General features: G+C 63.8%; 22 protein-coding genes. 5 read left to right on the forward strand and 17 right to left on the reverse strand.

The genetic code is table 11. From position 1 onward, the window contains the following. Nucleotides 1-195 precede the first annotated feature (195 nt). From ACFQ91_RS16465 to ACFQ91_RS16475, 3 genes are read right to left on the reverse strand one after another with little or no spacing between them, the layout of a single operon-like run. Entirely contained in the window at nt 196-432 is a 237-nt protein-coding gene (locus ACFQ91_RS16465; protein WP_198499056.1) for a hypothetical protein, read from the reverse strand. A gap of 1 nt (nt 433) precedes the next feature. Further along, entirely contained in the window at nt 434-1,786 is a 1,353-nt protein-coding gene (locus tag ACFQ91_RS16470; protein WP_198499057.1) for a TRAP transporter large permease subunit, read from the reverse strand. A gap of 39 nt (nt 1,787-1,825) precedes the next feature. Continuing rightward, nucleotides 1,826-3,175, reverse strand: coding sequence for an NAD(P)-binding domain-containing protein (locus tag ACFQ91_RS16475; protein WP_376872850.1), 1,350 nt, complete (start codon nt 3,173-3,175; stop codon nt 1,826-1,828). A 184-nt stretch (nt 3,176-3,359) separates the two neighbouring features. Here ACFQ91_RS16475 and ACFQ91_RS16480 point away from each other — a divergent pair, with 184 nt between their 5' ends. After that, on the forward strand, nt 3,360-4,109 hold the full coding sequence (locus ACFQ91_RS16480) for an IclR family transcriptional regulator (protein WP_198499059.1): 750 nt from the start codon (nt 3,360-3,362) through the stop codon (nt 4,107-4,109). A gap of 149 nt (nt 4,110-4,258) precedes the next feature. Continuing rightward, on the forward strand, nt 4,259-5,101 hold the full coding sequence (locus ACFQ91_RS16485; protein ID WP_198499060.1) for a formate/nitrite transporter family protein: 843 nt from the start codon (nt 4,259-4,261) through the stop codon (nt 5,099-5,101). On the opposite strand, the gene ACFQ91_RS16490 is transcribed toward ACFQ91_RS16485, so the two are convergent. From ACFQ91_RS16490 to argC, 10 genes are all read right to left on the reverse strand, one after another. After that, complete coding sequence (locus ACFQ91_RS16490; RefSeq protein WP_198499061.1) at nt 5,098-5,505, reverse strand: YccF domain-containing protein; 408 nt, start codon at nt 5,503-5,505, stop codon at nt 5,098-5,100. The two genes, ACFQ91_RS16485 and ACFQ91_RS16490, sit on opposite strands and share 4 nt — an antisense overlap. 140 nt (nt 5,506-5,645) lie before the next feature. After that, nucleotides 5,646-6,248: a hypothetical protein gene (locus tag ACFQ91_RS16495; protein ID WP_198499062.1), complete on the reverse strand. Its 603-nt coding sequence runs from the start codon at nt 6,246-6,248 to the stop codon at nt 5,646-5,648. Nucleotides 6,249-6,434: 186 nt separating this feature from the next. Next, entirely contained in the window at nt 6,435-7,721 is a 1,287-nt protein-coding gene (gene tyrS, locus ACFQ91_RS16500; RefSeq protein ID WP_198499063.1) for a tyrosine--tRNA ligase, read from the reverse strand. A gap of 143 nt (nt 7,722-7,864) precedes the next feature. Continuing rightward, nucleotides 7,865-9,286, reverse strand: coding sequence for an argininosuccinate lyase (gene argH / locus ACFQ91_RS16505; protein WP_198499064.1), 1,422 nt, complete (start codon nt 9,284-9,286; stop codon nt 7,865-7,867). Nucleotides 9,287-9,413: 127 nt separating this feature from the next. After that, nucleotides 9,414-9,932: an arginine repressor gene (locus ACFQ91_RS16510; protein ID WP_198499065.1), complete on the reverse strand. Its 519-nt coding sequence runs from the start codon at nt 9,930-9,932 to the stop codon at nt 9,414-9,416. Beyond that, the gene (gene argF / locus ACFQ91_RS16515; protein WP_198499066.1) at nt 9,929-10,864 is read right to left on the reverse strand and encodes an ornithine carbamoyltransferase; all 936 of its coding nucleotides are present in this window, start codon (nt 10,862-10,864) and stop codon (nt 9,929-9,931) included. The genes ACFQ91_RS16510 and argF overlap by 4 nt, the downstream gene beginning before the upstream one ends. 70 nt (nt 10,865-10,934) lie before the next feature. Then, nucleotides 10,935-12,170 carry an acetylornithine transaminase gene (locus tag ACFQ91_RS16520; RefSeq protein WP_198499067.1) on the reverse strand — a complete coding sequence of 412 codons (1,236 nt, stop codon included), beginning with the start codon at nt 12,168-12,170 and terminating at the stop codon, nt 10,935-10,937. Continuing rightward, on the reverse strand, nt 12,167-13,210 hold the full coding sequence (gene argB, locus ACFQ91_RS16525) for an acetylglutamate kinase (RefSeq protein ID WP_232623628.1): 1,044 nt from the start codon (nt 13,208-13,210) through the stop codon (nt 12,167-12,169). Before argB ends, ACFQ91_RS16520 begins: the two co-directional genes overlap by 4 nt. Then, nucleotides 13,207-14,382 carry a bifunctional glutamate N-acetyltransferase/amino-acid acetyltransferase ArgJ gene (argJ, locus tag ACFQ91_RS16530; RefSeq protein WP_198499068.1) on the reverse strand — a complete coding sequence of 392 codons (1,176 nt, stop codon included), beginning with the start codon at nt 14,380-14,382 and terminating at the stop codon, nt 13,207-13,209. The genes argB and argJ overlap by 4 nt, the downstream gene beginning before the upstream one ends. Then, on the reverse strand, nt 14,379-15,488 hold the full coding sequence (gene argC / locus ACFQ91_RS16535) for an N-acetyl-gamma-glutamyl-phosphate reductase (RefSeq protein WP_198499069.1): 1,110 nt from the start codon (nt 15,486-15,488) through the stop codon (nt 14,379-14,381). Before argC ends, argJ begins: the two co-directional genes overlap by 4 nt. Nucleotides 15,489-15,532: 44 nt before the next feature. Between argC and ACFQ91_RS16540 the strand changes: the two genes are divergently transcribed. The 3 genes from ACFQ91_RS16540 (at nt 15,533) to ACFQ91_RS16550 (ending at nt 18,726) form a co-directional block, all read left to right on the forward strand. Further along, nucleotides 15,533-16,507, forward strand: coding sequence for a quinone oxidoreductase (locus ACFQ91_RS16540; RefSeq protein ID WP_198499070.1), 975 nt, complete (start codon nt 15,533-15,535; stop codon nt 16,505-16,507). A 178-nt stretch (nt 16,508-16,685) separates the two neighbouring features. Further along, nucleotides 16,686-17,003 (forward strand): nucleotide pyrophosphohydrolase, encoded by a 318-nt coding sequence (locus tag ACFQ91_RS16545; protein ID WP_198499071.1) that lies wholly within the window; start codon nt 16,686-16,688, stop codon nt 17,001-17,003. After that, nucleotides 16,990-18,726, forward strand: coding sequence for a DUF2075 domain-containing protein (locus ACFQ91_RS16550; protein ID WP_198499072.1), 1,737 nt, complete (start codon nt 16,990-16,992; stop codon nt 18,724-18,726). The genes ACFQ91_RS16545 and ACFQ91_RS16550 overlap by 14 nt, the downstream gene beginning before the upstream one ends. A gap of 117 nt (nt 18,727-18,843) precedes the next feature. Here ACFQ91_RS16550 and ACFQ91_RS16555 read toward each other — a convergent pair whose 3' ends face one another. The 4 genes from ACFQ91_RS16555 to ACFQ91_RS16570 form a co-directional block, all read right to left on the reverse strand. Further along, a complete protein-coding gene (locus ACFQ91_RS16555; RefSeq protein ID WP_198499073.1) occupies nt 18,844-20,904 on the reverse strand; it encodes an ATP-binding protein in 2,061 nt (686 codons plus the stop codon). Then, nucleotides 20,901-21,974 (reverse strand): DNA cytosine methyltransferase, encoded by a 1,074-nt coding sequence (locus tag ACFQ91_RS16560; RefSeq protein WP_198499074.1) that lies wholly within the window; start codon nt 21,972-21,974, stop codon nt 20,901-20,903. Before ACFQ91_RS16560 ends, ACFQ91_RS16555 begins: the two co-directional genes overlap by 4 nt. Nucleotides 21,975-22,617: 643 nt before the next feature. Continuing rightward, on the reverse strand, nt 22,618-23,676 hold the full coding sequence (locus ACFQ91_RS16565) for an ankyrin repeat domain-containing protein (RefSeq protein ID WP_198499075.1): 1,059 nt from the start codon (nt 23,674-23,676) through the stop codon (nt 22,618-22,620). Between the two features lie 159 nt (nt 23,677-23,835). Then, nucleotides 23,836-25,518: a DUF885 family protein gene (locus tag ACFQ91_RS16570; RefSeq protein ID WP_198499076.1), complete on the reverse strand. Its 1,683-nt coding sequence runs from the start codon at nt 25,516-25,518 to the stop codon at nt 23,836-23,838. Nucleotides 25,519-25,628 lie beyond the last annotated feature (110 nt).

Consider the following 25,628-nt stretch of genomic DNA (forward strand, 5'->3'; position numbering starts at 1 on the left):
AAACCACTGTTTGTGCTGGTCACACCCGGTGGGGACACCCTTTGATCGTGGTGTTCCCGGTGAGGCGAACGAGATATAACTCTAGACCACTGCAGCGGGTGCCCGCAACTCATTGGCCCGGATTCGGCCTGTGACAACCGTCACCGCTGTAAACACGCGGGATGCGGGGGCTGTACCGCGGTTTATCAGATGGTGTCAGTCGTCTGCTTTGGCACTGGTCGTCGTGAAGTACGCGTAGCCGAGGAGGCTGACGGCAATGGCGGCGATGATGCTCGGCCGTGCGAGCACGGCATACGCAGCGTCGATCCACTCCCCCTGACCGGCGGCCAGCCCGATGATCTGCAGGACGACGATCGCGAACGCGAGGGTGAGGAACACAGCCATCGCCAGCGTGAAGAGCGGAAGGAGAATCGGTTTCAGTGCTGATCGCATGTCAGCCTCCTAAGGGAACAGGGATGATGCCCAACGCGATGAGCACCCCGAGGACGAAGATGGGCAGAACGTAATAGACGACAAGCGGGATGAAGGTCTTCTCCGGCTGTGCCTCCGTGAGGCCCGCCGCAACGAAGATCGATCCCGAGGCCGGAGGCGAGGCGCCCTCGGTCGAGGCGAAGACCAGGATCGCCACGACGGCGAGGAGCGGATCGACTCCGGCGGCCACCATCGAGAAGAGCGCGACCTGTCCGACGGCACTGAGAGTTGCCGACGACGACAGGGGGCCGGCCACCACGACGACGAGGACGCCGATGAGGGTGACGAGCAGCCACAGAGGAAGGTTGAGCATCTCGAGCAGCGCGGTGACATCGGAGTCGAGTCCCAAGGCCGCGAGCACTTCGGAGGCCATGATGGCGAAGAAGAGGATCGCTCCGATCGTGTAGAACCGCGGCACCGAGCCGGCGAGGAAGTCCCACCACTGCCGTGGAGTCTTCGGCAGCTCCTTCCATGCGATCACAGCGCTGATGCCGATGATCAGGATGGGAATCCACATGATGAGGGAGATGTTCTCGAGGGATTCCCCGATCGAGGGGACGGATGCGAGAAGGTCCGCCAGCGGTCCGACGGTGATGAGGATCGGGATGATCGCGCCCGCGAAGACGAGCACCGAGGTCCAACCTCGGCGCAGCGACGTGGCCAGGGGAACGTGGTCCGCTCCGGTCTCTGCGCGGATGCCGTCGCGATGGACGAACCACGCGGTGAGACCGATGCGCAGGAGCACTTGGTACGACCCCGCGACGAGCAGTGCCAGATACACCTGCGAGGTCGTGACCAGGGTCCCGGCGAAGCCGATCATGATGATCATCGATGCACTGGGCGGCAGGGCGGCACCGAGGCCGGCGTTTCCGGCGATGACGGTGGCGGCTCGTTCGCGCCTCCACCCGGTGCGCACCATCCAGGGGCCGGTGATCGATCCCGATGCGGCGGCATTGCCGGTGTTCGAACCGCCGGCCAGGGCGCCCATGGCGGCTGAGGCGACAGTGTCGACGTAGGCCGGGCCTCCGGGCAGGCGCCCGAGGAGTGATGACAGGATGGCGATGAGCTTGTTCATCACCCCGGTCCGCTCGACGAAGTAGGTCATGAAGACGAACGCGACGGCGGCGAAGAGCACTTCGTTCTCAGATGCCTCGACGAAGGCGTCGGCTGCGTACTGCGGGGCGTTCGCCCCTGCGAAGAGCAGCGTGACGATGAAGCCGAGCAGCATCGCTTCGGCCATATTGCGCTTGACGACGACGTTCCAGATGACGATGACGGTGATGAAGACTGCGAGGGCGATAAGGGCGAGAGGCATCGTTGTCCTCCCCTTTCTGATCAGATGACGGGACGCTGACTACGACCGGCTGACGGCCGACGCGCGGATGTCCGACTGCCGTCGCTGTTCGTCGGCGATGACAGCTCTGCCGGCCGCAAGGACCTGTTCGGCCGAGTCGGCCGGCACGACGAGGACGCCGTCAGCATCGGCGACGATGTAGTCACCGTGCCGACAGACGGCACCGGCCACGGCGATCGTCGTGCGCAGACGACCGGGCCCCGATTTGAACGGGCCGGCCGGTGAGACGCCCTTCGCCCACACGGGGAAGCCGAGGTGCGCGATCTCGTTGACGTCGCGGATCGCTCCGTCGATGATCATGCCGGCGATGCCGCGCAGCTGCGCACGTTCGGCGATGAGCTCACCGATGAGCGCTCGATTCGTCTCTCCCCCACCGGCGACGACGAGGATGTCCCCGGGGCGCGTGAGTGGAAGCGCATGATGGATGGCTTGGTTGTCCCCGGGCCGGGTGAGGACGGTGAAGGCGGGTCCTGCGATGGGCGCGCTGCTCCACATCGGCTTGATGTCGGAGTCGAGGAATCCCAGACGGTCTCCGCCGTCTCCGAGCGCCGAGGTGGGTACGGCCGCGAGTGCATCCGCCAGGCGTCCCGTTCCCTCCCTCGTCAGCTCGAGGTGGACCGAACGGGCCGCCTCCGCCATCGGCCACGGCCGTTCGCGATCGGCGAGGAGGTCGAGGCTGTCGCCCAGCTCGGCAGCGCGCCGAAGGGCATGGGTCCGCGTTCCCTTGAGCAATCGGTCGAGCGTGTCCTCTCCCTGGGCGAGCTCGCCGGCGATCTGGGCACGCACCCACTCGACCTCGCCGGTCTCCTCACCGGCGCGCATCGCTTCGGTGATGAGAGCGCCGAGACCCTTCATGAAGACGCTGCGGAGGAGCTTCCGCTGGGAGGCGTCACCGATCCGTCCCTGAATCGGCTCCGCGCGGGCGCCGATCGTCCGCAGCAGATCAGCGGCGTCGTCGGAGTGCGGCCCGGAGAGGAGGACGTGAACCTGGGCACCGTAGCGCGGGACTGAGCCGATGACCGCATCATCGACGAATCGCGCGCGGCTGCCGACCGCCTCGGCGACGTCCCGTTTCCTCAGCGGTGATGCCGCGTTGAGATCGAGGTAGACCGCGCCGTCCCGGATCGCCTCGGCGGCTTCTTCGGCGACGGCCACCGATGGCTTCGCTGTGGTCAGGCTGAGGATGAGATCGGACTCCGCGACCGCCTCGGCGACACTGCCCGCCGTCGTCACGCCCGCGGGGACGTCCACCGTGCGCGGATCGAAACCGACGACGTCATTCCCCTCCTGGACGAAGGCCTTCGCGTACAGGGATCCGGCTTCGCCGAGACCGAGAACTGCAACACGCATCGTTGCGCTCCTATCATTGAGTGATAGTATCTATCATTGTGTAGTAGGTGATGATCATTCTGCTCGGCCTCACGCGCCACGTCAAGGCCTTCGGGTCGATGCGAGTGTTCTGATTCCCTCTGCGAAGATGGATCCGGCAGCGCCGGTCATCCGAAGAACGTCATCGACAAGGGGAGGACGCACCATGGCAGCGACGAACAATCAGGGGCGCACGCTTGATCGTGCACTCGATGTTCTCGAGTGCGTGACGAGCACGCATGAGCCGATCACCCTCACGGAGATCTCGCGTGCCACCGGCCTTCATCTCGCGACTACGCAGCGTGTCATCGGTCAGCTCGTCAAGCGCGACTACCTCAGGAACACGCCTCGCGGTTACACCCTCGGCCCGCAGGTGCTGCCGATGTCGCACTCATTCGTGCTGCAGGACCGGCTTACTCTCGTCAGTCCGAGCGTGCTGTCGGCGCTGACCGACCACACCTCGCTGACGTCGTCGGTGTTCGTCCGCGTCGCCGATCGGCGCGTCCTCGTGTCCCGCGTTGAAGCACCCAACCCGTTGAGCTATCAGTTTCCCGTCGGACAGGTGCTCGGCCTGTTCGTCGGCGGCGGGAAGGTGATGCTCGCCCATGCCGATGAGGACGACCGCGAACGGCTCCTCGACAGCTACGAACCTGTGACCTTGGCGAACGGTCGCGTGCAGGATCTCAGTGCGCTGCGTGCCGATCTCGAACAGGTACGCGAGGCAGGGTACTTCCTCGCGGAGTCCGAGCGCAGTCGCGACAGCCTCAGCTCCACCGCCCCCATCTGGTCTCCCGACGACCGACTGCTGGGGACGATCAACGTCGTCGCCAACTCCGGCGACGTCGGACGGGCCGAACTCGAAGAGCACACGTCCACTCTTCTCCAAGCGAGTCGGCGGATCACCGCGCAGATGTGACCGAGCCGGCCGCATCGGCATACAAACCGGCGGCCCTGCGCACACACGAATCACGAATCTCCGCAAGCAGACTCAGCGCCGACGAGTCATCAATGACACTTGCCGTCAAAATTCGCCGGAACAGCGATCCCGACTCATAGACTTAAGCCATGACTCAGAAGGAACAGCGCGAACGACTCGGCGACAACGACCTCGATCTCGAAGACGGTCTGGTCGAGGAAGCGGCTGCCACCGTCACCGAAGGCGCCGCGCGACTCAACCGGAAACTGCCCGAGCTGATCGTCACCGGCCTCTTCGGTGGTATCGACGTGGGCCTGGGGATCATGGCGATGATCCTCGTCAAGCAGGCCACCGGGTCGGACATCCTCGCCGGCATGGCCTTCGGCATCGGACTGCTCGCACTCAAGCTGGCGCATTCCGAACTGTTCACCGAGGAGTTCCTCCTGCCGCTCAACGCCGTCCTCGCAGGCCAGGCGACCTGGCTTCAGATGGTGCGGCTGTGGGTGGTCAGCCTGGCGACCAACCTGGTGGGCGGAGTGGCTTTCGCGTGGCTGATCGTCATCGGCCTGCCCGACTACCACTCGGTGCTCATCGACACCGCGCTCGGCTACATCAATCAGTCCTCGCTCGTCGTCATGATCGCGCTCTCACTTCTCGCGGGAGCGACGATCACTCTGGCCACGCGCATGCAGCAGGGGACGACGAACCAGGTGGTCACGGCGATCGTCTGCATGGTCGCCGGCCTCCTCGTCATCGGACTGGGCATGCTCCACGGGGCGATCAACGCGATCATCATCATCGCGGCCATGCTCGCCGGCGCGGACATCTCGCTCCTGCAGTTCGTGCAGTGGTTCGTGATCGTCATCGTCTTCAATATGATCGGCGGGCTGCTCGTCATCGCACTGCCGAGGGTCGTGCGGACGCATCGGGTGCTCAGGGCGGTGCGTCGAGGCGAGATCAGCCTCGAAGAGCTCCAGGAGCAGGCCTCTTAGGAGCGGGTTCCCCGGTAGACGGGAATGAGGGCATTGCTGTCGACGATCTGCTTGCCCAAGGGCATGAGCGAGACGGGGATGAGCTTGAGGTTCGCCCACCCCAAGGGGATGCCGATGATCGAGAGGAACAGCGGGATCGACGTGACGACGTGCCCGATGGCCAGCCAGATGCCGGCGACGACGAGCCAGATGATGTTGCCGATGGTGGCGGCGATGCCGGCCGTTCCCGTGTCGACGACCTCACGACCGAATGGCCACAGCGCGTAGTTGCCGATCCGGAATGACGCGATGCCCCACGGGATGGTGACGATGAGGATGCAGCAGATGATGCCGGCGAGGTAGTAGCCGATGGCCAGCCACAGTCCGCTGAAGATCAGCCAGATGATGTTGAGCAGGGTCTTCATGGTCCACGTCTCCTTGGTCGCGAGACTCCATAGTCGTTCACCGGTGCGCGACCTCGCAATACGGTTAGCCTCAAAGCACGCCGCCGGTCTCCCAGGCGTTGTGAACGCCAGGCCAGCGTCCAGCAGCACTCCGCGTCAGCTCACAGGCGTTCGTCGCCCAGGCCGGCCAGGTCCCGGAACGACGGGAGGATGACGATCAGTGCGCCGAGCATCCCGGCGAAGAGCACCACGCCGCCCCACCCTCCTTCATCACCGTCGGCGTTGAGCGCCAGCCCGGTGAGCAGCAGCGGCACCACCGCACCGATCACCCCGAGAACGACGACGATCCGCGAGAAGGTCAGCAGCCGAGCGCTCGACTGTCCCGTCACCGCTGTCGGGAGGACGACGAGCAGGATGAGAGCGATGACGATCCCCAGACCGATGAACCCCACCAAAAGGACGGCCTCGACACCCGATGGGTCCTCGACCGGACTCGCAGAGGTGAACGGGAGCGACATCCCGTAGCCGACGGTGGTGGCCACGGACCAGGAGAGGTCGGGGCCGTTGGTCTGGCCGTCGCGGTACATCGGCACGAACGTTCCGACGATGAGCAGGACAGCGGTGATGAGGCAGTGTCCGGTGACGATGATGCGCTCGATGCGCTCGACGCGCAGGCGAAGTTCGAACACCTCGGCGGATGACGACGACCGCGCCGGTCGACTGCGCGCATCGATCGGGTCACCGGTTCCAGAACCCTCGGTCACAGTCACATCACCCCTGACGGCAGCGTCATCGTGGGCTCAGCATAACCCCACTTCCGCCGAGGCGACCGCCGCCTGACCGCTCGGACGCCGAGGTGGCATTCCGCTTCCCTTCCCGGAGTGCGACAGCGCCGCACCGCGAACGGATTCGCGGTGCGGCGCTGTCACTCGGTCAGGATTGCCGGTCGATCAGCCGACGATGTCGACGGCTCCCAGGGTCTTCTTGCCGCGGCGGAGCAGGACGACTCCCCCACCGGCGGTGTCGAGGACGTCGTCGGAGGTCAGCGTCTGATCCTCACCGGACACCTTGACGTTGTTGACGTAGGCGCCGCCGTCCTTGATCGCACGACGGGCCTCGCCCTTCGACTTGACGATGCCGGCGGTGACGAAGGCATCGGCGACGGGCAACCCGGTTCCCAGGGCGGCCGCGGGAACCTCGCCGCGCGGCAGCTCGGCCGTGGCCGCACCCAACGTCGCCGGGTCGAGAGCGGTGAGCTCTCCCCCGCCGAAGAGCGCGGCCGCCGCGGCGATCGCCTGGTCGTACTGCTCACGCCCGTGGACGAGGGTGGTGACATCCTCGGCGAGGACCTTCTGCGCCAGACGGGTGTGCGGGGCTGCTTCGAACTCCGCACCGATGGCCTCGAGCTCTTCGAGGGGACGGAACGAGAACACCTTGAGGTACTTCATGACGTCGCGGTCATCGGCGTTGAGCCAGAACTGGCTGAACGCGTACGGGCTGGTCAGCGACGCATCGAGCCACACCGTGCCCGATTCGGTCTTCCCGAACTTCGTGCCGTCGGCCTTCGTGATGAGCGGGGTCGCCATCGCGTGGACGTTGGCGGCTTCGACGCGGCGGATGAGGTCGACGCCCGAGGTGAGGTTGCCCCACTGGTCCGAGCCGCCGGTCTGCAGGGTGCAACCGTAGCGGCGGTAGAGCTCGAGGTAGTCGTTGCCCTGGAGGACCTGGTAGGAGAACTCGGTGAACGACAGGCCGCTCTCGTTCTTCAGGCGCGCGGACACGGATTCCTTCGCGAGCATCCGGTTGACCGGGAAGTGCTTGCCGATGTCGCGGAGGAAGTCGATCGCCGAGATCTCCGACGTCCAGTCGTAGTTGTTGACGACCTGGGCGGCATTCGGGCCGGTGAAGTCGAGGAAGCGCTCGACCTGGGCGCGGATCTTGCCGACCCATTCCTCGACGATCTCGCGCGGGTTGAGGGTGCGCTCCCCCGACATCCGCGGGTCGCCGATGAGGCCGGTGGCCCCGCCGACGAGCGCGAGCGGGTTGTGCCCGGCCTGCTGGAGCCTGGAGGCGGTGATGAGCTGGACGAGGTTGCCCATGTGCAGACTCGGCGCGGTCGGATCGAACCCGACGTAATAGGTCAGCGACTCCTGGTCCAGAGCTGTCTGGAGCACGGTCTCGTCGGTCGATACCGCCACGAGCCCGCGGGCTTTGAGGTCACTGAATACGTCGGTCACTTCGGTCCTTTCGCAACTGTGTGGACTTGCCGGCATCGAACCGGCAGGGTCAATTCTACGGCGTGCGCGACCCGGTTCCGTTCCCGTCCGGATCGCGATGGCCTCGCCGAGGCGGTCCGCCGTGCCGTGCGAGCGCCACCCCCTCACACGCTCCGGGGCGAATCCGCGAAGGTCCGCAAGCGGGCCACCTCGGCGCGGGCGTTCTCGAGCTGCGTCGCCACGGCCGAGCGCGCGGTTCCGCCCTTCGCATCCCGCGAGTCGATCGACCCGAGCGTGGTGAGGACCTCGCGGACCTCGGGGGTGAGGTGCTCGGAGATTCCGGCGTAGTCCTCGTTGGTGAGATCCCAGAGCTCGACGTCCCGGGATTCGGCGAGCTGCACGCACGCGCCGGAGAGCTCATGGGCGACGCGGAACGGCACGCCACGGCGGACGAGCCACTCGGCGATGTCGGTGGCGAGCGCAAACCCTCGCGGCGCGAGGTACGCCATCCGTTCGATGTCGAACGTCAGCGTCGCGACCATCCCGGTGAACGCCGGCAGCAGGAGTTCGAGCGTGTCCGTGGCATCGAACACCGGCTCCTTGTCCTCCTGCAGATCCCGGTTGTACGCCAGCGGCAGCGCCTTGAGCGTGGCGAGCAGCCCGGTGAGATCGCCGATGAGCCGCCCGGCCTTGCCGCGGGTGAGCTCGGCGACATCGGGGTTCTTCTTCTGCGGCATGATCGACGACCCCGTCGAATACGCGTCGTGGAGGGTGACGAACGAGAACTCCTTCGTCGCCCACGCGATGACCTCCTCACTCAGCCGCGAGAGGTCGATGCCGATCATCGCGGTGATGAAGAGGTATTCGGCGAACACATCACGCGAGGCGGTGCCGTCGATCGAGTTCTCCACCGAATCGGCGAACCCGAGGTCCGCGGCCACCGCCTGCGGGTCGAGACCCAGCGACGACCCGGCCAGGGCACCCGACCCGTACGCGGAGACACCGGCCCGATCATCGAAGTCGACGAGTCGCTCGACATCGCGCAGCAGCGGCCACGCATGCGCGAGCAGGTGGTGGGCCAGGAGCACCGGCTGCGCATGCTGGAGATGTGTGCGCCCGGGCATCGGCGCCTCGGGGTGTGCCTCGGCCTGGGCGATGAGGACGTCGACGGTGTCGAGGACGAGGCCGGCGATCTCGCGGGCGTGATCGCGCAGGTACATCCGTCCCATCGTCGCGATCTGGTCGTTGCGCGACCGTCCGGCCCGCAGCTTCCCGCCGAGCTCGGGCCCGGCGATCTCGATGAGTCCGCGCTCGAGCGAGGAGTGGACGTCCTCGTCGGATTCCGCGGCGACGTACTCGCCCGAGGCGACCCGCCTCCCGAGCTCGTCGAGCGCCGCGATCATCCCGTCGAGCTCCTCAGCGGTGAGCAGCCCCGCACGGTGGAGGACGGCGGCGTGCGCCTTCGACCCGGCGATGTCGTACGTCGCCAGGCGCCAGTCGAAGTCCGTCGACTTGCTCAGCGCGGCCAGCGCATCCGCCGGTCCGTCCGAGAACCGTCCGCCCCACAGGCTCAGTCGTTCGCTCACTCGCAGTCCTTTCGTGCCGTCGTCGCGGCGGCTATACCTGTGCCGTCCAGCGGCGTTTCGTCCCGCACGTCCGCGGGACACATCATCGTTGCCATTGTCTCACCGCCGCCGAGGCGGTCAGCCGGTTCTACTCCCCCGTACTACCAGCGGCGAGTTCGAGGAACGTCTCGGCCAGCGCCTGCCCGCCGACGGCGGCATCGGCGATGACGAGGACGGTGTCGTCCCCGGCGATCGTGCCGAAGATCCCCGTCATCGACGACCGGTCGATCGCCGAGGCGAGATACTGCGCCGCCCCCGGCGGGGTCCGCAGCACCACCGCATTGTCCTGCGCGGCGGCAGACACGAGCAGCTCCTCGAGCAGCCGCGGCAGCTTCGCATCGAGACTGTCGCCCGTCGACTGCTGCAGGCTGCGGTCACCGCCCTCACCGGGAACGGCGTACACGGATCCCGAGGTCGACCGGATCTTCACGGCCCCCACCTCGGCGAGGTCCCGCGACAGCGTCGCCTGGGTCACGGAGATGCCCTGCGTCGCGAGCTCATCGGCGAGCTCGATCTGCGAGTGCACGGCCCGGCGGGTGATGAGGTCGATGATCTTCTGCTGCCGGGCAGTCTTCGTCAGCGGCGCCGCGGTCGGGTTCTCGCTCATCGGGACTCCGAGCCGGATTCCAGAAGGAACGTCAACAGGGCCTTCTGCGCGTGGAGGCGGTTCTCCGCTTCGTCGAAGACCGCCGAGGCGGGGCCGTCGATGACCTCAGCCGTGACTTCCTTGCCCCGGTAGGCCGGCAGGCAGTGGAGGAACATCGCATCGTTGCCGGCGTTCATGAGCTCCTGCGTGACCTGGTACTTGACGAACGGGGAGTCCTCGTCGTCGCGGCCGGCCGCATCCTGGCCCATCGACACCCACGTGTCGGTGATGAGGACGTCGGTGCCATAGGCGGCGGCGACGGGGTCGTCGGTGACGGTGATCGAGCCGCTGGTCTGTGCGGCCAGGGCGGTCGCCTCGGCGATGATCGCCTCATCGGGCTGGTGGCCGGCGGGAGCGGCGATGCGCACGTGCATCCCGGCGTTGACCCCGCCGAGGGCGTACGAGTTCGCCATGTTGTTCGCGCCGTCGCCGAAGTAGGCCATCGTCAGACCGGCGAGCTGCCCGCGCCGTTCGCGGATGGTGAGGAGGTCGGCGAGGATCTGGCACGGGTGGAAGTCATCGGAGAGCGCGTTGATGACCGGCACGGTCGAATGCTCGGCCATCTCCTCGAGCCCGGCCTGGGCGTACGTGCGCCAGATGATCGCCGAGACCATCCGCGCCATCACCTGCGCGGTGTCGGCGATCGACTCCTTGTGCCCGAGCTGCGCCTCACCGGGGTTGATGATGAGCGGCTGCCCGCCGAGCGCGGCGATGCCGGCGGCGAACGACACGCGGGTCCGCGTCGAGGTCTTGTCGAAGATCACCGCGGCCGTCTGCGGGCCGGCCAGCGGGGTGCGCGAGTAGGGCGCGGCCTTGAGCTCGGCGGCGAGGTCGAGGACGTGCGTGAGCTCGGCCGGGCTGAGGTCGGTGTCCTTGAGGAAATGGCGGGTCATGGTGGTCCTAGTCAGAGTCGGTGGGACGGGCAGGTGGGCGGTCGGGGCGCGCCGAGGTGGTGCCGCAGGATCAGTCCTCGGGTCGGAGGAGGCCGGGCAGGGCGGTGAGGAACGGGGCGATCTCCTCGTGCGTGATCGTCAACGGCGGGGCCAGGCGCAGACGCTCGGGCGTGACGGGGTTGACGATGAATCCGGCCTCGAGCGCGCGGGCGGCGACGGCCTTCGCGTCGGGATGCTCACCGGAGAGTTCGACGCCGAGGAGGAGCCCGGCCCCGGACACCGCGCTGACCCCGGGAATCTGTTCGAGTTCCGTGACCAGCTGGTCGCCGAGGCGGCGGGCATGGTCGAGCAGTCCCTCGGTGTCGATCGTGGTGAGGACGGCGAGCGCGGCGGCGCACGCGATGGGGTTGCCACCGAACGTCGTCCCGTGCTGGCCGGGACTGAGCAGCGCAGTGTTCGCCTCGCCGACGGTGATCGTCGCGCCGATCGGCATGCCGCCGCCCAGGCCCTTCGCCGAGGTGATGATGTCGGGGACGACGCCCTCGCCGATGACCGGATCCTGGTGGGCGAACCACGACCCGGTCCGGCCGACGCCCGTCTGGACTTCGTCGAGGACGAGGAGCGACCCGGCTGCCGTCGTCAGGTCACGGGCCGCGCGCAGGTATCCGGCGGGATGCCGGCGCACCCCGACCTCACCTTGGATGGGTTCGATGAACACGGCGGCGGTCGTGTCGTTGACTGCCGCGGCGAGCGCGTCGACGTCGCCGTAGGGTACGTGGACGACACCGGGGACCCCGGGGGCGAAAGGCTCGCGGTACGCGGCCTTCGCGGTGAGGGCGAGCGCGCCCATCGTCCGGCCGTGGAAAGCACCGTCGACGGCGATGATGATCGGCCGTCCCCCGCCTCCGGCCCGGCGGGCCATCTTCAGGGCCGCCTCGTTCGCCTCGGCGCCGGAGTTCGAGAGGAACACCGCGGATCCTTCGGGCAGGTCGAGGATCTCGTGGATCTTCTCAGCGAGCGCGATCTGCGGGGGCGAGGTGAAGAAGTTCGAGATGTGGCCGAGCGTCGCCGCCTGCTCGCTCACAGCCGCCACCCACGCGGGGTGGCAGTGGCCGAGCGCGTTGACGGCGATGCCGGCGAGCAGGTCGAGGTACTGCTTGCCTGCGGCGTCCCAGACGTAGGAGCCCTGCCCGCGGACGAGGTCGAGCTGCGGGGCACCGAAGACGGGTGAGAGGACGCGGGAGAAGTCCTCGCGCCACGTGACGGCGGAGTCGCTGGTGCCGGCTGCGGTTGTCGGTTCGGTCATGCGTTCGCCTCTTCGTCATCAGCCGCCTCGGTGGCATTTTCAACCCCACCGTCACCGTCGACCCCAGCGTCGCCGGCGAACCCGCGGTGCCCGTCACCGAGCGGGGCGGGTTCGACGACGCCGTTCTCGACCATCGTCCCGATGCCCTCGGAGGTGAAGACCTCGAGGAGGAGCGAATGCGCCATCCGCCCGTCGATGATGTGGGCCTGCTTGACGCCGTGCTCGATCGCTTCGAGGGCTGCGGTCATCTTCGGGATCATTCCTGCGTCGAGGCTCGGCAGCAGCTCCCGGAGCCGGTCGGGGCCGATGCGGGAGATCAGACTCGACGTGTCGGGCCAGTTCGCGTAGAGGCCGGGCACGTCGGTGAGCATGATGAGCTTCTCCGCCCCGAGGGCCTTCGCCACCGAGGAGGCGGCGAGGTCGGCGTTGATGTTGAGCGGTTTGCCGGCCTCTCCGCCGATCTCGGAGGCGATCGAGCAGATGACGGGCACCCGTCCGGCGTCGAGGAGTTCCCCGAGCACGGTCGTGTTGACCTGGGCGATCTCGCCCACCCGGCCGAGGTCGACGGTCTGTCCGTCCACCTCGGCGACGGTCTTGTGCGCGAGCAGGAGGTCGGCGTCCTCACCGGAGAGGCCGATCGCGGCGTTGCCGTTCATGTTGATGCGGGAGACGATCTCCCGGTTGACCTGGCCGGCGAGGACCATGCGGATGACCTCGGCGGCTTCCTCGCTCGTCACCCGCTGCCCGGCCTTGAACTCGCTCTCGATGCCGAGGCGGGCGAGCATCGCGGTGATCTGCGGGCCGCCGCCGTGGACGACGACGGGGCGGATCCCGGCGAAGCGGAGGAAGGCGATGTCGTCGGCGAAGGACTGCTGGAGCTCCGGGGAGATCATCGCGTTGCCGCCGTACTTGATGACGATCGTCGCCCCGGCGAAGGTCTTGATCCACGGCAGCGCCTCGGTGAGCGCTTCGGCCTTGACCTGGGCGGCGGCGAGCCGGGCGGCGGTGGATTTCGTGGAGAAGTCGGGCTGAGTGCTCATGTGGAGTAGGCGCTGTTCTCTTCGACGTAGTCATGGGTGAGGTCGGAGGTCCAGATGGTGGCCTCGCTGTCACCGGCGTGGAGGTCGATGACGACGTCGACCTCCCGGCCGAAGGTCACCTCGGCGGGGTCGGCGTAGGGCCCGGAGGCGCGGCAGACTTCCGTGCCGTTGATCGTCACGTCGATGGCCGTGGGATCGAAGTCCGCCGAGGTGGTCCCCACCTGAGCGACGACGCGACCCCAGTTGGGGTCCTCCCCGAAGATCGCGGCCTTGAAGAGGTTGGACCGGCCCACTGCGCGGGAGACGGTGACGGCGTCGTCGATAGAGGCCGCACCCCGGGTGGTGATCGCGATGTCGTGGTGGGCGCCTTCGGCGTCGACGTGGAGCTGGCGCATGAGGTCGAGGCAGAGCTCACCGAGGAGGTCCTCGAATTCGTCCGTGTCGACGGTCGTGTCTGCGGCGCCGGAGCTCATGAGGATGACGGTGTCGTTCGTCGACATGCACCCGTCGGTGTCGAGGCGGTCGAAGCTGACGTGCGTGGCCGAGCGCAGGGCCGCGTCGAGGGCGGGCTGGTCGAGCGGGGCGTCGGTGGTGAGGACGACGAGCATCGTCGCCAGGCCCGGGGCGAGCATGCCCGCGCCCTTGGCCATCCCGCCGATCGTGTAGCCCGAGCCTTCCCGGGTTGCGGTCTTCGCGACGGTGTCGGTCGTCATGATCGCCTCGGCGGCGTCCTGGCCGCCGGCCACGGAGTCCTCGGCGGCGGCGACGAGCTGCGGGAGGTGGTCGAGGATGCCGGCGCGGAACTCCTCTCCCCCGACGCCGATGAGCCCGGTCGAGCAGATGAGGATCTCATCGGCCTGCGTCGGGGTGCCGGCATCGGTGAGCAGGGTCGCGGTCTCCTCGGCGGTGAGCTGGGTGGTCGCGAACCCGTAGTCGCCGGTGTAGCAGTTCGCACCTCCGGAGTTGAGGACGACGGCGCGGGCGTGGCCGGTGGCGGAGACCTGACGGGACCAGATGACGGGGTTGGCCTGGCAGCGGTTCGACGTGTAGACGGCGGCGACGGTGGTCGCGGGACCGTTGTTGACGACGAGCGCGAGGTCCTTCGTTCCGCTGGGTTTGAGTCCGGCGGTGAGGCCTGCTGCGGTGAAGCCGAGCGGTGCGGTCACGCTCATGGGGCGAATCCTTCCAGGGGCAGATGAGTGGTCTCTTCGAGGCCGAGGGCGAGGTGGATCGCTTGGAGGGCTTGGCCGGCGGTGCCGCGGACGAGGTTGTCCAGCGCCACGACGACGAGGACCTTCTCGGCGCGGGCGTCATAGGTGAACTGGATCTGGGCGACGTTCGAGCCGGTGGTCGCCGAGGTGCGCGGCCACTGGCCCTCGGGCAGGACGCGGACGAAGGGTTCGTCGGCGTACGCGTCGGCGAAAGCGCTGGTGAGCTGGGCGGTCAGCGCCTCTGCGTCGATGGTGCCGTCGGCGGTCCGGGGTGCCTCGTCCGAAGGGTCGGCGGTGAGCGTGGCGAGGATTCCGCGGGACATCGGCACGAGGGTCGGAGTGAAGGAGATCCGCACCGGTCCGTCAGCGGGGTCGGCGCCGAGGACGCCGTTGAGGTTCTGTTCGATCTCGGGGACGTGGCGGTGGGTGCCGCCGGTGCCGTAGGGGCTGGCGTCGCCGAGGATCTCGGCGGCGGTGAGGTGGGGCTTGAGGGCTTTGCCGGCGCCGGAGACGCCGTTGGCGAGGACGGCGTTCAGCCCCGTGGGAGCAATGAGTCCGGCGGCGAGCAGCGGCGCGAGGCCGAGGGTGACGGCGGTGACGTTGCAGCCGGGGACGGCGATGCGGTTCGTCTCGGTCAACTGGGTGCGCTGTTTCCTGCCGTCGGCGAGCAGGAGTTCGGGCAGGCCGTAGGTCCAGGTGCCCTGGTGGGCGGAGTGGTAGAAGGTCTCCCACGCTTCGGGACTGATGAGCCGGTGGTCGGCGGCAAGGTCTACGATCAGGGTATCGGGGCTGGTCTCGGCCAGTTCCGCGGCGATCGCCCCGGATTTGCCGTGAGGCAGAGCGAGGACGACGACATCGTGGCCGGCGAGCACCTCGGCGGTCGAGTCTTCGATGACGAAGTCCGCGTACCTGGGAAGGTGAGGCTGGTGCCGGCCGAGCAGCTCCCCGACCGAGGAGTGGCCGCACACGGTGGTCACGGTGAGGTGGGGGTGGGTGCTGAGCAGGCGGAGGACTTCCCCGCCGGCGTAGCCGGTGGCGCCGGAGACAGCGACCGTGAGAGCGTTCATATGAATAACCATACAGCATCAGTAAATAATATGCAGGAGGCGTCATGACCCAGGCAGTACGTGCGATGCAGGCCGGTGGACCCGAGGTGCTCGAGGTCGGTGAGATCGAGACGCCGAGGCCGGGGCCCGGTGAGGTGCTCGTCGACGTCGAGGCGGCGGGGGTGAACTTCATCGACACCTATCGGCGATCGGGGGTCTATCCGATGGACTACCCGCATGTCGTCGGGGTCGAGGGCACGGGTCAGATCGCCGAGGTGGGCGATGGGGTCGAGACGTACAAGGTCGGCGACCGCGTGGCGTGGCATGAGGGACCGGGGTCGTATGCGACGCAGGTGGTCGTGAAGGCGGATAACCTGCTGACCGTTCCGGAGACCGTGAGCGCCGAGGTGGCTGCGGCGATGCCGCTGCAGGGACTGACGGCGCAGTACCTGGCGACGACGTCGCATGCAATCAAGCCCGGTGATACGGCGCTCGTTCACGCCGGGGCCGGCGGCGTCGGACTCATCCTCACGCAGATCATCAAGCATCTGGGCGGCAATGTCATCTCGACGGTGAGCACCGAGGAGAAGGCGGAGCTGTCCCGCAAGGCCGGCGCCGATGAGGTGTTCCTCTACGGCCCGGACGTCGATGTCGCGGCCAAGGTCCGCTCACTCACCGAGGGTGAGGGCGTTGAGGTCGCCTACGACGGGGTCGGCAAGGACACGTTCGACGGGTCACTGGCGTCACTCAAGCCCTTGGGGTCGATGGTGCTCTTCGGCGGGGCGTCGGGTCAGGTGCCGCCTTTCGACATCCAGCGGCTCAATTCCTCTGGCGGAATCTTCCTCTCCCGGCCGTCGCTGGCGTGGATGGTCGCGACCCCGGAGGCGCTGGCGAAGCGGTGGGCGATGGTCTCGAGCGGCGTCGAGAAGGGCTGGCTCGACTTCCGGATCGGCGAGACCTTCCCGCTGGCCGAAGCCGCCGAGGCGCACCGGGCGCTCGAGGGACGGAAGACAACCGGGAAAGTTGTGCTCAAGGCGTGAACTGAGAGCCGATCGCTGGGCTGCGTTGCGTGGGCCGCGTGGGTCGCACACCAGGGCCCAGCGGTCGGCGCTCGCTCCTGGCTGAAAGCCGGCGCTGAATATGGCCAAGAAGTCACGTCGACAACATCTGTGCAGGTAGAACCGCGGATTTCAGCCGACTCGTTGGTATCTTGGGGCTATGTTTGACGAGTCTGTTCGCAAGGAGTTGCGCGAGTTCGTTACCGAGCGCGAGTGGCAGCAGTTCCATACACCGGAGAATTTGGCGAAGAGTGTCAGCATTGAGGCTGGCGAACTTCTCGAGTGCTTTCAGTGGGGCGGCGCCGACCTCACGTCGGCGAAAGACGAACTGGCGGATGTGCTGACTTATTGCCTACTGCTCGCAGACCGACTGGGCGTGGATCCCGACACCATCGTTCTCGAGAAGCTCGCGACAACCCGCGAGAAGTACCCCGTCGAGAAGTCGCGCGGCCGGAGCGAGAAGTATGACCAGCTTTAAGCTCGAACGCTTCCCGTTCGGCTCCGACGAAGTCCGCGCTTGGGGCGCAGTCGATCCTCGCCATCGAAACTGGCCGGTCGTCTACGTCATGAACAACGACAAGCAGGTCTACGTCGGCGAGTCCCTCAACGTCGAGGGGCGGATGCGTCAGCATTTGGAGTCGAAGGAGAAGCAGCGCCTCAAGTCGGTACGGGTCGTTCTCGACGAGACATTCAACAAGTCGGCATGCCTGGACCTGGAATCCTTTCTAATCCGCATGTTCCACGGAGACGGTCGTCTTGAGGTACTCAATCTCAACGCCGGAATCACCGATGCCGAGTATTACGACCGAGAGACGTACAACAAGACGTTCCGACAGATCTTCGACGAGCTCCGAACGCACGAAGAGATGTTCCAGCGGACTGTTCCGCAGATCGTCAACAGCGACCTCTTCAAGCTGTCGCCGTTCAAAGCACTCAATCATGACCAGGCGATCGCGGTTGACGACATCCTCGAAGGATTCTTCGATGACCTCGCGACTGGCGTCAGCAACACCGTCGTGGTCGAGGGTAATCCGGGCACGGGCAAGACAGTGGTCGCGATCTACATGCTCAAGCTCCTTGAGGACATCCGGCATCACGATCCCGAAGAGCCTTTGGACATCGACTCGATCTTCAGCGACTACTTCACACCGGGATATGCAGAGTTGTTGAAGCCCTTGCGATTCGCCATGGTCGTGCCTCAGCAGTCGCTGCGCGACTCAATCGCCAAGGTTTTCAAACTCACGCCGGGCCTTCACAAGAACCAAGTCTTGACGCCGTTCCAGGTCGGTGAAAGTCGGGAACCGTTCGACCTCCTCATCGTCGACGAGGCTCACCGCCTCAATCACCGCGCCAACCAAGCCTCTGGGCCGCTGAACAAGAAGTTCCGAGAGATCAACGAGCAGTTGTTCGGTTGGGACGATCCACAGCTCACCCAACTCGATTGGATTCGCAGGCAAAGCAGGCACTCCATACTCATGCTGGACGTCGGCCAAACCGTCCGCCCCGCAGATCTCCCTGTCGCGATGACCAAGCAACTGGCAATCGAGGCCAGAGCAGCCGGGCGACACTACCCATTGCAAACACAGATGCGTATCGCCGCTGACAAGGATTACGTCGGGTACATCCGTGCCCTTCTCAGCGATAACCCACCATCGGCACCAGAGGACTTCGGGGACTACGACCTCAGACTCTTCACGGACCTCGGCGAGATGCGCGAAGAGCTACGAAAACGAGAAGACGAGTACGGCCTCTCAAGATTAGTAGCGGGATATGCGTGGCCATGGCTCAGCAAGAACGATCCTGAAGCTTACGACATCGAGGTCGATGGCGAACGGCTGCGGTGGAACTCAACCACGACCGACTGGATCAACTCACCGAAGTCTGTCGATGAGGTCGGATCAATCCACACAGTCCAGGGCTACGACCTCAACTATGTCGGCGTCATCATCGGCAACGACCTGCGGTTCGATCCAGCGACACAGAAACTCGTGTTCGATCGCGCCAATTACTATGACAAGAAAGGTCAAGAAAATAACCCGAAGCTCGGAATCACATACTCCGACGAGGATCTGCTCGAGTATGTAAAAAACATTTACAGCGTCTTACTTACACGAGGAATCCGCGGCACCTACCTATATTTCGAAAATAACCAAACACAGAAACGGTTTTCAGAACGCCTTCCCCACCAAACATCAGTTTGAAAACGACTCACGAATCCTGTTCCGAATACGCAAAACATGCTTCGATAAACACGGCGGTCAGAAGGTCCCATGAAACCCCTCTAACCTGGCGCCACGGAAGATCTCAGATCAGCTCCATTATCCCGCTCCCCCGGAAACAGATCCATCTTCCTCCGAAGAATCAAATCGCTGGTCCAAAGCCTCAAGAACAACATCCAACTTCGACGCTTCGGAGCGACGATCGCGGTATAATTTGTATCTACGCTGAGCGGTCGAAAGAAGCTCATCATAATACAGGACTCTGCCATTGATATGATTCAACTGCGAAGCCAAAGCTTCTTCCAGCGTACTTCGTCCGAGGTAATTCGTGGTTGGCATTTCGCCAATCACAAAAACTACGGCAATTTCACGAACAGCCTCATTTTGTTTTGATAGAACCTGATTCAGAGCTTCGAAATACTTTCCGCCCTGCTCTTTGAGTTCGTCTATCGAAACACGGCGTCGATACTTTTTTAACTCTACAATCATATGCACTCCAGATGCAGATCGATACTGGATATCTATACGGCCTTGTTCCTGATTCTCAGCCTCCTCTTTGCTGAAAAGAACCTTGGATCCTGAACGAATACGAGCCAAGCTCTTTTCCATGTCTACATCGCCAGTAGCACCCTCCCATGAAGGGTCCAGTAACCACATATTATTGAAAAGATGCTCCTGAAGAACTTTCTCAAGCTCATCTTCGTCGATAAGGGCCTGCAGCTTCTCAATAGCTTCCAGCCGAGATCGAAGAATTTGAACATACAATGCATCTTCATAAGATTTGGCTGTAGCCAACATCGGGAGCACTTCTGTAGCCGTAAGACCATCGGCAAATTTAGTTAAATCCCGAGTTGTAGCATCAAGAGCAATCCGTTCGAACGCGAGAATGCTAGCTTTGAAAAGTTCAGGGCGCTGATTTTCGTTCTCAAGATGCAACGAAGCAACAGTTTTGATAACTTTCTCGGCTGAATTTCTCTGCTCTTCGGGCCGCTGATTAACCCAGTCACGAACAGCAGGATAATTGTTGGTGAGTTCTATAAATTTTTGCTTCGGTCGCTCGTCTGACCACTGGGCAGCGGCAGTATTGAACAACTCTCTTAAGCGTTTGACGAGAGCTTTTGCCCGATCATCATCCTCTATAAGACGTTGGCGATCGCTGGTAGCAATGTCGTCAGAATCGTCATCGAGGTCCAAAAATTCGGCTCGAATTTGGCCGGTAACGTAGTTACCGAATATTTTATTGAACTTCAGCTGTTCAAGTATTCCCTCTTGAATCGGTCGCTTACGGGCCAAAATAATGATGTTCCTCAGGGACTCTTGCTCGTCGTCGGAGTCATTGAGCTCCTCAGGAGTGCTGACAGTGCCAAACCAGCCCTCTATTTTCCAGCCGCGTTTCGCATCAATCACATTTTTTTCCAACACCCAGCGCCTCTTTGCATTGGGCGTACGAGAATCATCTAGCTCTGAATCCCCCAGTTGCCACAGGTACTCCAACCGTTTTAAGTCTTCACGGTCTTCGTAAGTAACGGGATCACCATCTACCTTAATTACGAATCGTTTCGGGTCATCTTCATCATAATTGAGTGTATCGAAACGCCTAGCCAATCTCCGACGCAACGCTGTCACCGAGACCCCCGTGCGCTTCCTATTGAGCTTGCGGAGTATAAGTACCGTACCTTTGTCCTTTAAACTTGCAGGAATGCTTTCAAGCTCCTCAGGCCTATACGATTCACCTCTTGCGATGTGCGCACGCAAGCTTTCTAGATTGATTCTAAAACCATTCTTTTGCCCATCCTTGGCGGAAAATACATCGACTTCACCCGCAAGTGAGAATACTGACAATTTCCCAATTCCCTTCCGCCCCATATACGGCCGCTTGTGGACGGGGGATTTTGTGCCCTCTTCTTCTCGCTTTTTATACGCCACTCGTAGGAATCTAGAGTTAAGTTCGCCCTGACTCATTCCATTGCCATCGTCAATGATGGTAATTTCATCACCCGATTCATTCCAATGGATGTCAACCGCATTCGAGTCTGCGTCCCAGGCGTTTGCGACCAGTTCAGATAGAACGGCCGCAGCGTTACTGTACAGGTTTATGCCAAGAGATTCGACCACGGCTAAATCAACAGTGAATTCGAACGGGGTGGATACTTTCGTCATTTCACTCTCGTTTCGAATCTAGCTAAACTTTGCATAAATTCCTGACCGACCGCGACCCCGAAAACTGGCGGGACTGCATTTCCGATTAGTTTTCCAACCGTTTGCATTGTAGGACGTTGACCAGTAGGCACAAACTGGTAATTACGAGGAAAGCCTTGCAACATCGCCGCTTCCCGCAAGGTGAGGCTTCTGTCCTGCGATGGATGGCCAAACCGTCCAGTTCCGAAGTTGTATGCCTGAGTTGTTATGGTAGGAGATGGTCGGTCACCCCGCATCCGACCATAGAAAGCTTGAAAACTAGACCCGCTTGACCGTCGATGGCATTCAGCTCTGAGTTCTTCTGGCCAGTCTCGCCAAGTTCCTCCAGGTACGGAAGCCCTCATCCTTGCGATATTGAGATCAGATAGCTTCCGGGCAACATGCATGGAATCGTTTGGGTCCTGCTGGCCGTGCTCAAGCCTTGGCAGTTTTCCAATTGTGCCATTGACAGTGGGGTATTCGGCTTTACTTATGCTTCCAACTGGCAAGTTAATATCCGTCACCCTGGATGCCACAAGAACCAATCGCCTTCTTTCTTGTGGAAGTCCGAATTCTGGTCCGTAGAGGTTTCCATACTCTACAGTGTAGTTGAGATTGCGTAGTTCCGTAACAAACTCTTGAAATACTGTCTGGCGCGCAAGGCGCGTAACGTTTTCCATAGTCACAAATTCAGGGAGCGTCTCCGATACGAGGCGCTTGAAATGTGAGAGCAAGTCCCAATTCGACTCTTTTGTAGTGTCCGCACCTCGTCGATGACTTGAAAACGGCTGGCAGGGCGCACAACCAGCTAGAAGACGGGGGCTACCGGAAGTCCATAGTGAATCAAGTTCCTCACTAGTAAGTTTGCTCACATCTTTCTCGATAAATTCCGCCATAATGTTCGCTTCGTACGGATGCTTGCAGGCAGGGTCTAGATCAATGCCCGCTACGACTTCCACTCCCGCAGTCTTGAGGCCCATGGATAGGCCCCCCGCACCGCAAAAGAGATCAATGGCGCTGATGAGAGGAGGTTGGTTCTGCACGTTGTCCATGGTAGCCACAATCCTCGCGGATGTCCGCTTCCGCGGATGTATGCGGCGCGTCTCTTTGGATTGGGAAGGTGTTGACACGCTCACGGGCTGCTGTGGAGGTAGGTGCATCGATTGGATCGGCTGCCCCGAGTACCTGGTCTGCTATCACCACATCGTGTCGATCCATCGCTGCGTATTCACGTTGACCAGCATCAACGGCCTCCTTCCGAAGTTCGATGGGTTAAGTTCCGCCACTATTTTTAGATCGTGTATGGATCGTTCAAACTTTCAGAGGGTTTGCATTCTGACTTGATCTCGGATCAATACGGTTTGTCGAATCCACATCAAAAAAGGCAGACACCGCAAATCTGGTATTCTGCGTAGTCGATTTGATTTTGCTACCCCTACTAGCTCTAGCGTCAAGTTTTCATGGGGTGGATCCCGACCATGATTTTGGGCGTCGTTGAAAATGGACGCGGCCGTTAAGCGCCTAATGCTTGGGGTCGGTCTCGTACCCGAGCTTGGCACGAGGCAGCCGGTTGATGCCCACGGTGTACGTGTATTTGAGAATCGGGTAAGCCGGCCGCTCGGTTTGCAATTTCCAAGCTACGCAAGCTTGGAGCGCCTCTCGCTCAGTTAACGGCACCACTGCGCGACGTCCAATTCACCGCGCGTAGTCAGGCACGCCGAGCCCAGTCCGCTCCGGGTTCTGGAGCACCCACGACACTGCTGTTTCAGTGAGCACGTCGACGGCCGTCGGATCGCATCGACCGCCGCTGACCTCTTTGATCGCTCGATCCACGTCCCGCAGAGCCTGCCCTGTCAGCGGCTCACCGCTGCGCACATATCGCGCGTACGCCTCCACCATCGCGTCGAAATCGTCGTCCCAGTTCGCTCCGCCGTTGTTGAGCAACTCGTAGCCGACGCGACCCGCGATGCGAATGACTTCGCCCTGCACACTCTCGGCTGAACCGTTTCCCGGCACAAGCATGTCCCAGAGCTCCGAGAACTGCTTCTTCCACCCGATCGCTGTCACAGTGATCGGCTCTCCCCCGGCGAGCGAGCGCGGACGCGACGGCAACTCGATGTCGAACATCCTCAGCAGTGCGATCATCGCATCAACGGTCTCAGGCCGCGCGTTGCCGGCCGATTCGAAGTGGCGAAGTTCCTTCATCGCTTTCGACAGGTACGGGCGCGCGTCCTTGCTCAGTTCTCCTCCGCGCTCGACGAGGAGCTCGACGACCGGCAGACCCTGTTCGACCTTGAAGGCTTCGCAGCGGATCGCCGCAAGGTCGAGGGCGGTCCACCCCATGATGTCCTCCTCGTGTAGCGCCGAAATCGCGCCGGCGTCGAGGAGAAGTCTGACGATGTCAAGACGGTGTTTCTCGGCCGCCGCGGCCAGTGGCGTGTGCGTGCTTCCGGAGCGGATCGGATCGGCACCCCGTTCCACCAGTTCACGGACGACCTCGACGTCCCCGGCTCGGGCACGCGTAACCAGCGGCGAATTCCCGAAGCGGCTTTCTGCCTCGATATCGGCTCCCTGGTCCAGCAGCCAGCGCACACCGTCAACGTCCACGGTGCTGAAGGCGAGCGCCGTCTGCTTGTCATACCCACCCCGGGCATCGACTGACCGTCGTTCGTAGATCTCCTGCAGCTCAGCGAGCGTGTACGGTTCACCGAACTCGCGGAAGTCCTTCGGCAAGGTCACGAGCTTCTTCGCCATGGCTCTCCTTCATCCGCCGTGCGGTGCGGCTACTTCCGACTGTCCCAGGCTATCCGGTGCCGCAGCGCCGGAGCCAGAACTAAAACGGCAATGACTCCGCCGGCCAACAGCACCCATGTCCCGACGTACGTGACGAGTTTGGACTCCGGGCCGGTGGCTCTACCCCACCGACCTGTCCGCAACCCACCCGCGCACCTGGTCCTCGAGCACCGTGAGCGGCACGCTGCCCAGGCTGAGGACGAAGTCGTGGAAGTCCCTGATCGAGAATGACTCCCCCAGCGCATCCTCGGCCTCGGCGCGCAGCTTCTCGATCGTCAGCTGCCCCAGGTAGTACGCCGTCGCCTGTCCGGGCCACGAGATGTATCGGTCGATCTCGGTAATGATCTCGTGCTCGGCGATCGCCGTGTTGGCCCGCAGGAAGTCCTGCGCCTGTTCGCGACTCCACCCCAGCGCATGCATGCCGGGATCGACGACGAGGCGCACCGCCCGCCACATCTGGAACGACAGCATCCCGAGGCGCTCATACGGCGTCTCATACATCCCCATCTCATCGCCGAGACGCTCACAGTAGAGCCCCCACCCCTCCCCGAACGCGGAGATGTAGAGCTTGCGGAACTCCGGAAGATCGAGCTCCTCGGCCAGCGACAACTGGAACGAATGCCCCGGCGCCGATTCGTGGAGCGTGAGCGCCGGCAGCGAATAGAGCGGCCGCGCAGGCAGGTTGTACGTGTTGACGAGGTACCGGTCCGGCGCCCCACGACCGAACGTATCGAACGGCGCGATCTCGCTCGGCGTCTCCATGATCGCGAAACGCTGTCGAGGCAGACGCCCGAAGTACTGGTGCACGACCCGGTCGAATGCCTTGCACGTGTAGGCCGCCTCGGCGAGCAGCTGCCGTGGAGTCGTCGCATAGAACTGCGGATCGGTGCGCATCTGCTCGAAGAGCCCCGGCAGATCACCGGCATACCCGACGTCGGCCGCGATCTCCTCCATCTCCGCACGGATCTTCCTCACCTCGGACTGCCCGAGGTCGAAGATCTCCTCCGGGGTGAGATCCGTCGTCGCATACTCCCTGATCTGCGACCGATAGAACTCAAGCCCCCCGGGCTGATCGGCGGCGGCGATCGACTCCGGCAGATGCGGCAGGTACTCCTTGGTGAGAAACGCCAGCAGCTCCCGATACGCCGGAACCACCTCGGCGCCGAGCACCCGGACCGCCTCCTGACGCAGACCCTCCCGAACGGCGACCGGCATCACCGACGGCAACCGTTCGAACGGCCCGAAGAACGCGAGCTCGGTGACATTCGCCGCCTCGGCGACGGCCCTGACCGGCACCTCCCGCCCGACCATGCTCACCCGCGCCGGACCGAAGCCCCGGGCGACACCCGCCCGCATGTTCTCGATCTGCTGGGCGAAGTGCCGCGGAATGTCCCGCAGCATGCTCAGGTAGTCCCGCGCCGCCTCGGCGTCCTCCAGGACGAGCCGATAGCCGACGAAGGCGAGATTGCGCCAGAACGCCGAATCCGCCGTCGCCGGACGCTCCCACATCCGATGCCGCTGCGCCTCGACAAGCGCCTCGACCTGCTGGCGGTAGACGAGGAAATCGACCGTCTCCTCCGCGGAGAGCTGCGCGACATCGATCGCCTCGAGGGCGACGAGAGTCTCCTCCCACCGCTCCTGCCGACGCCGCTGCGCTTCCTCACCGACGTCGGGCAGGAAGTCGACGACCGTGGCCATGTGCGTGAGCGGACCGAACTCCGCCTCCCGCCACGACCACTCCGCCTCGATGATCTCCACAAGAACAGCACCCTCGGCTGTCCTCTCCGCTGCCGACTCACTCACGTCGGTCCATTCCCTTCCCATTCCACTGTCCTCGCGCGTCCGGCCCGCTCCCGTCGACCGTGCTCAGAGCACTGTCCAGAGCACAGTCCAGCGCACGGTCGAACGGGACA

It is taken from the genome of Brevibacterium sp. NPDC056726 (genome assembly GCF_042790515.1).
GTDB lineage: Bacteria > Actinomycetota > Actinomycetes > Actinomycetales > Brevibacteriaceae > Brevibacterium > Brevibacterium sanguinis.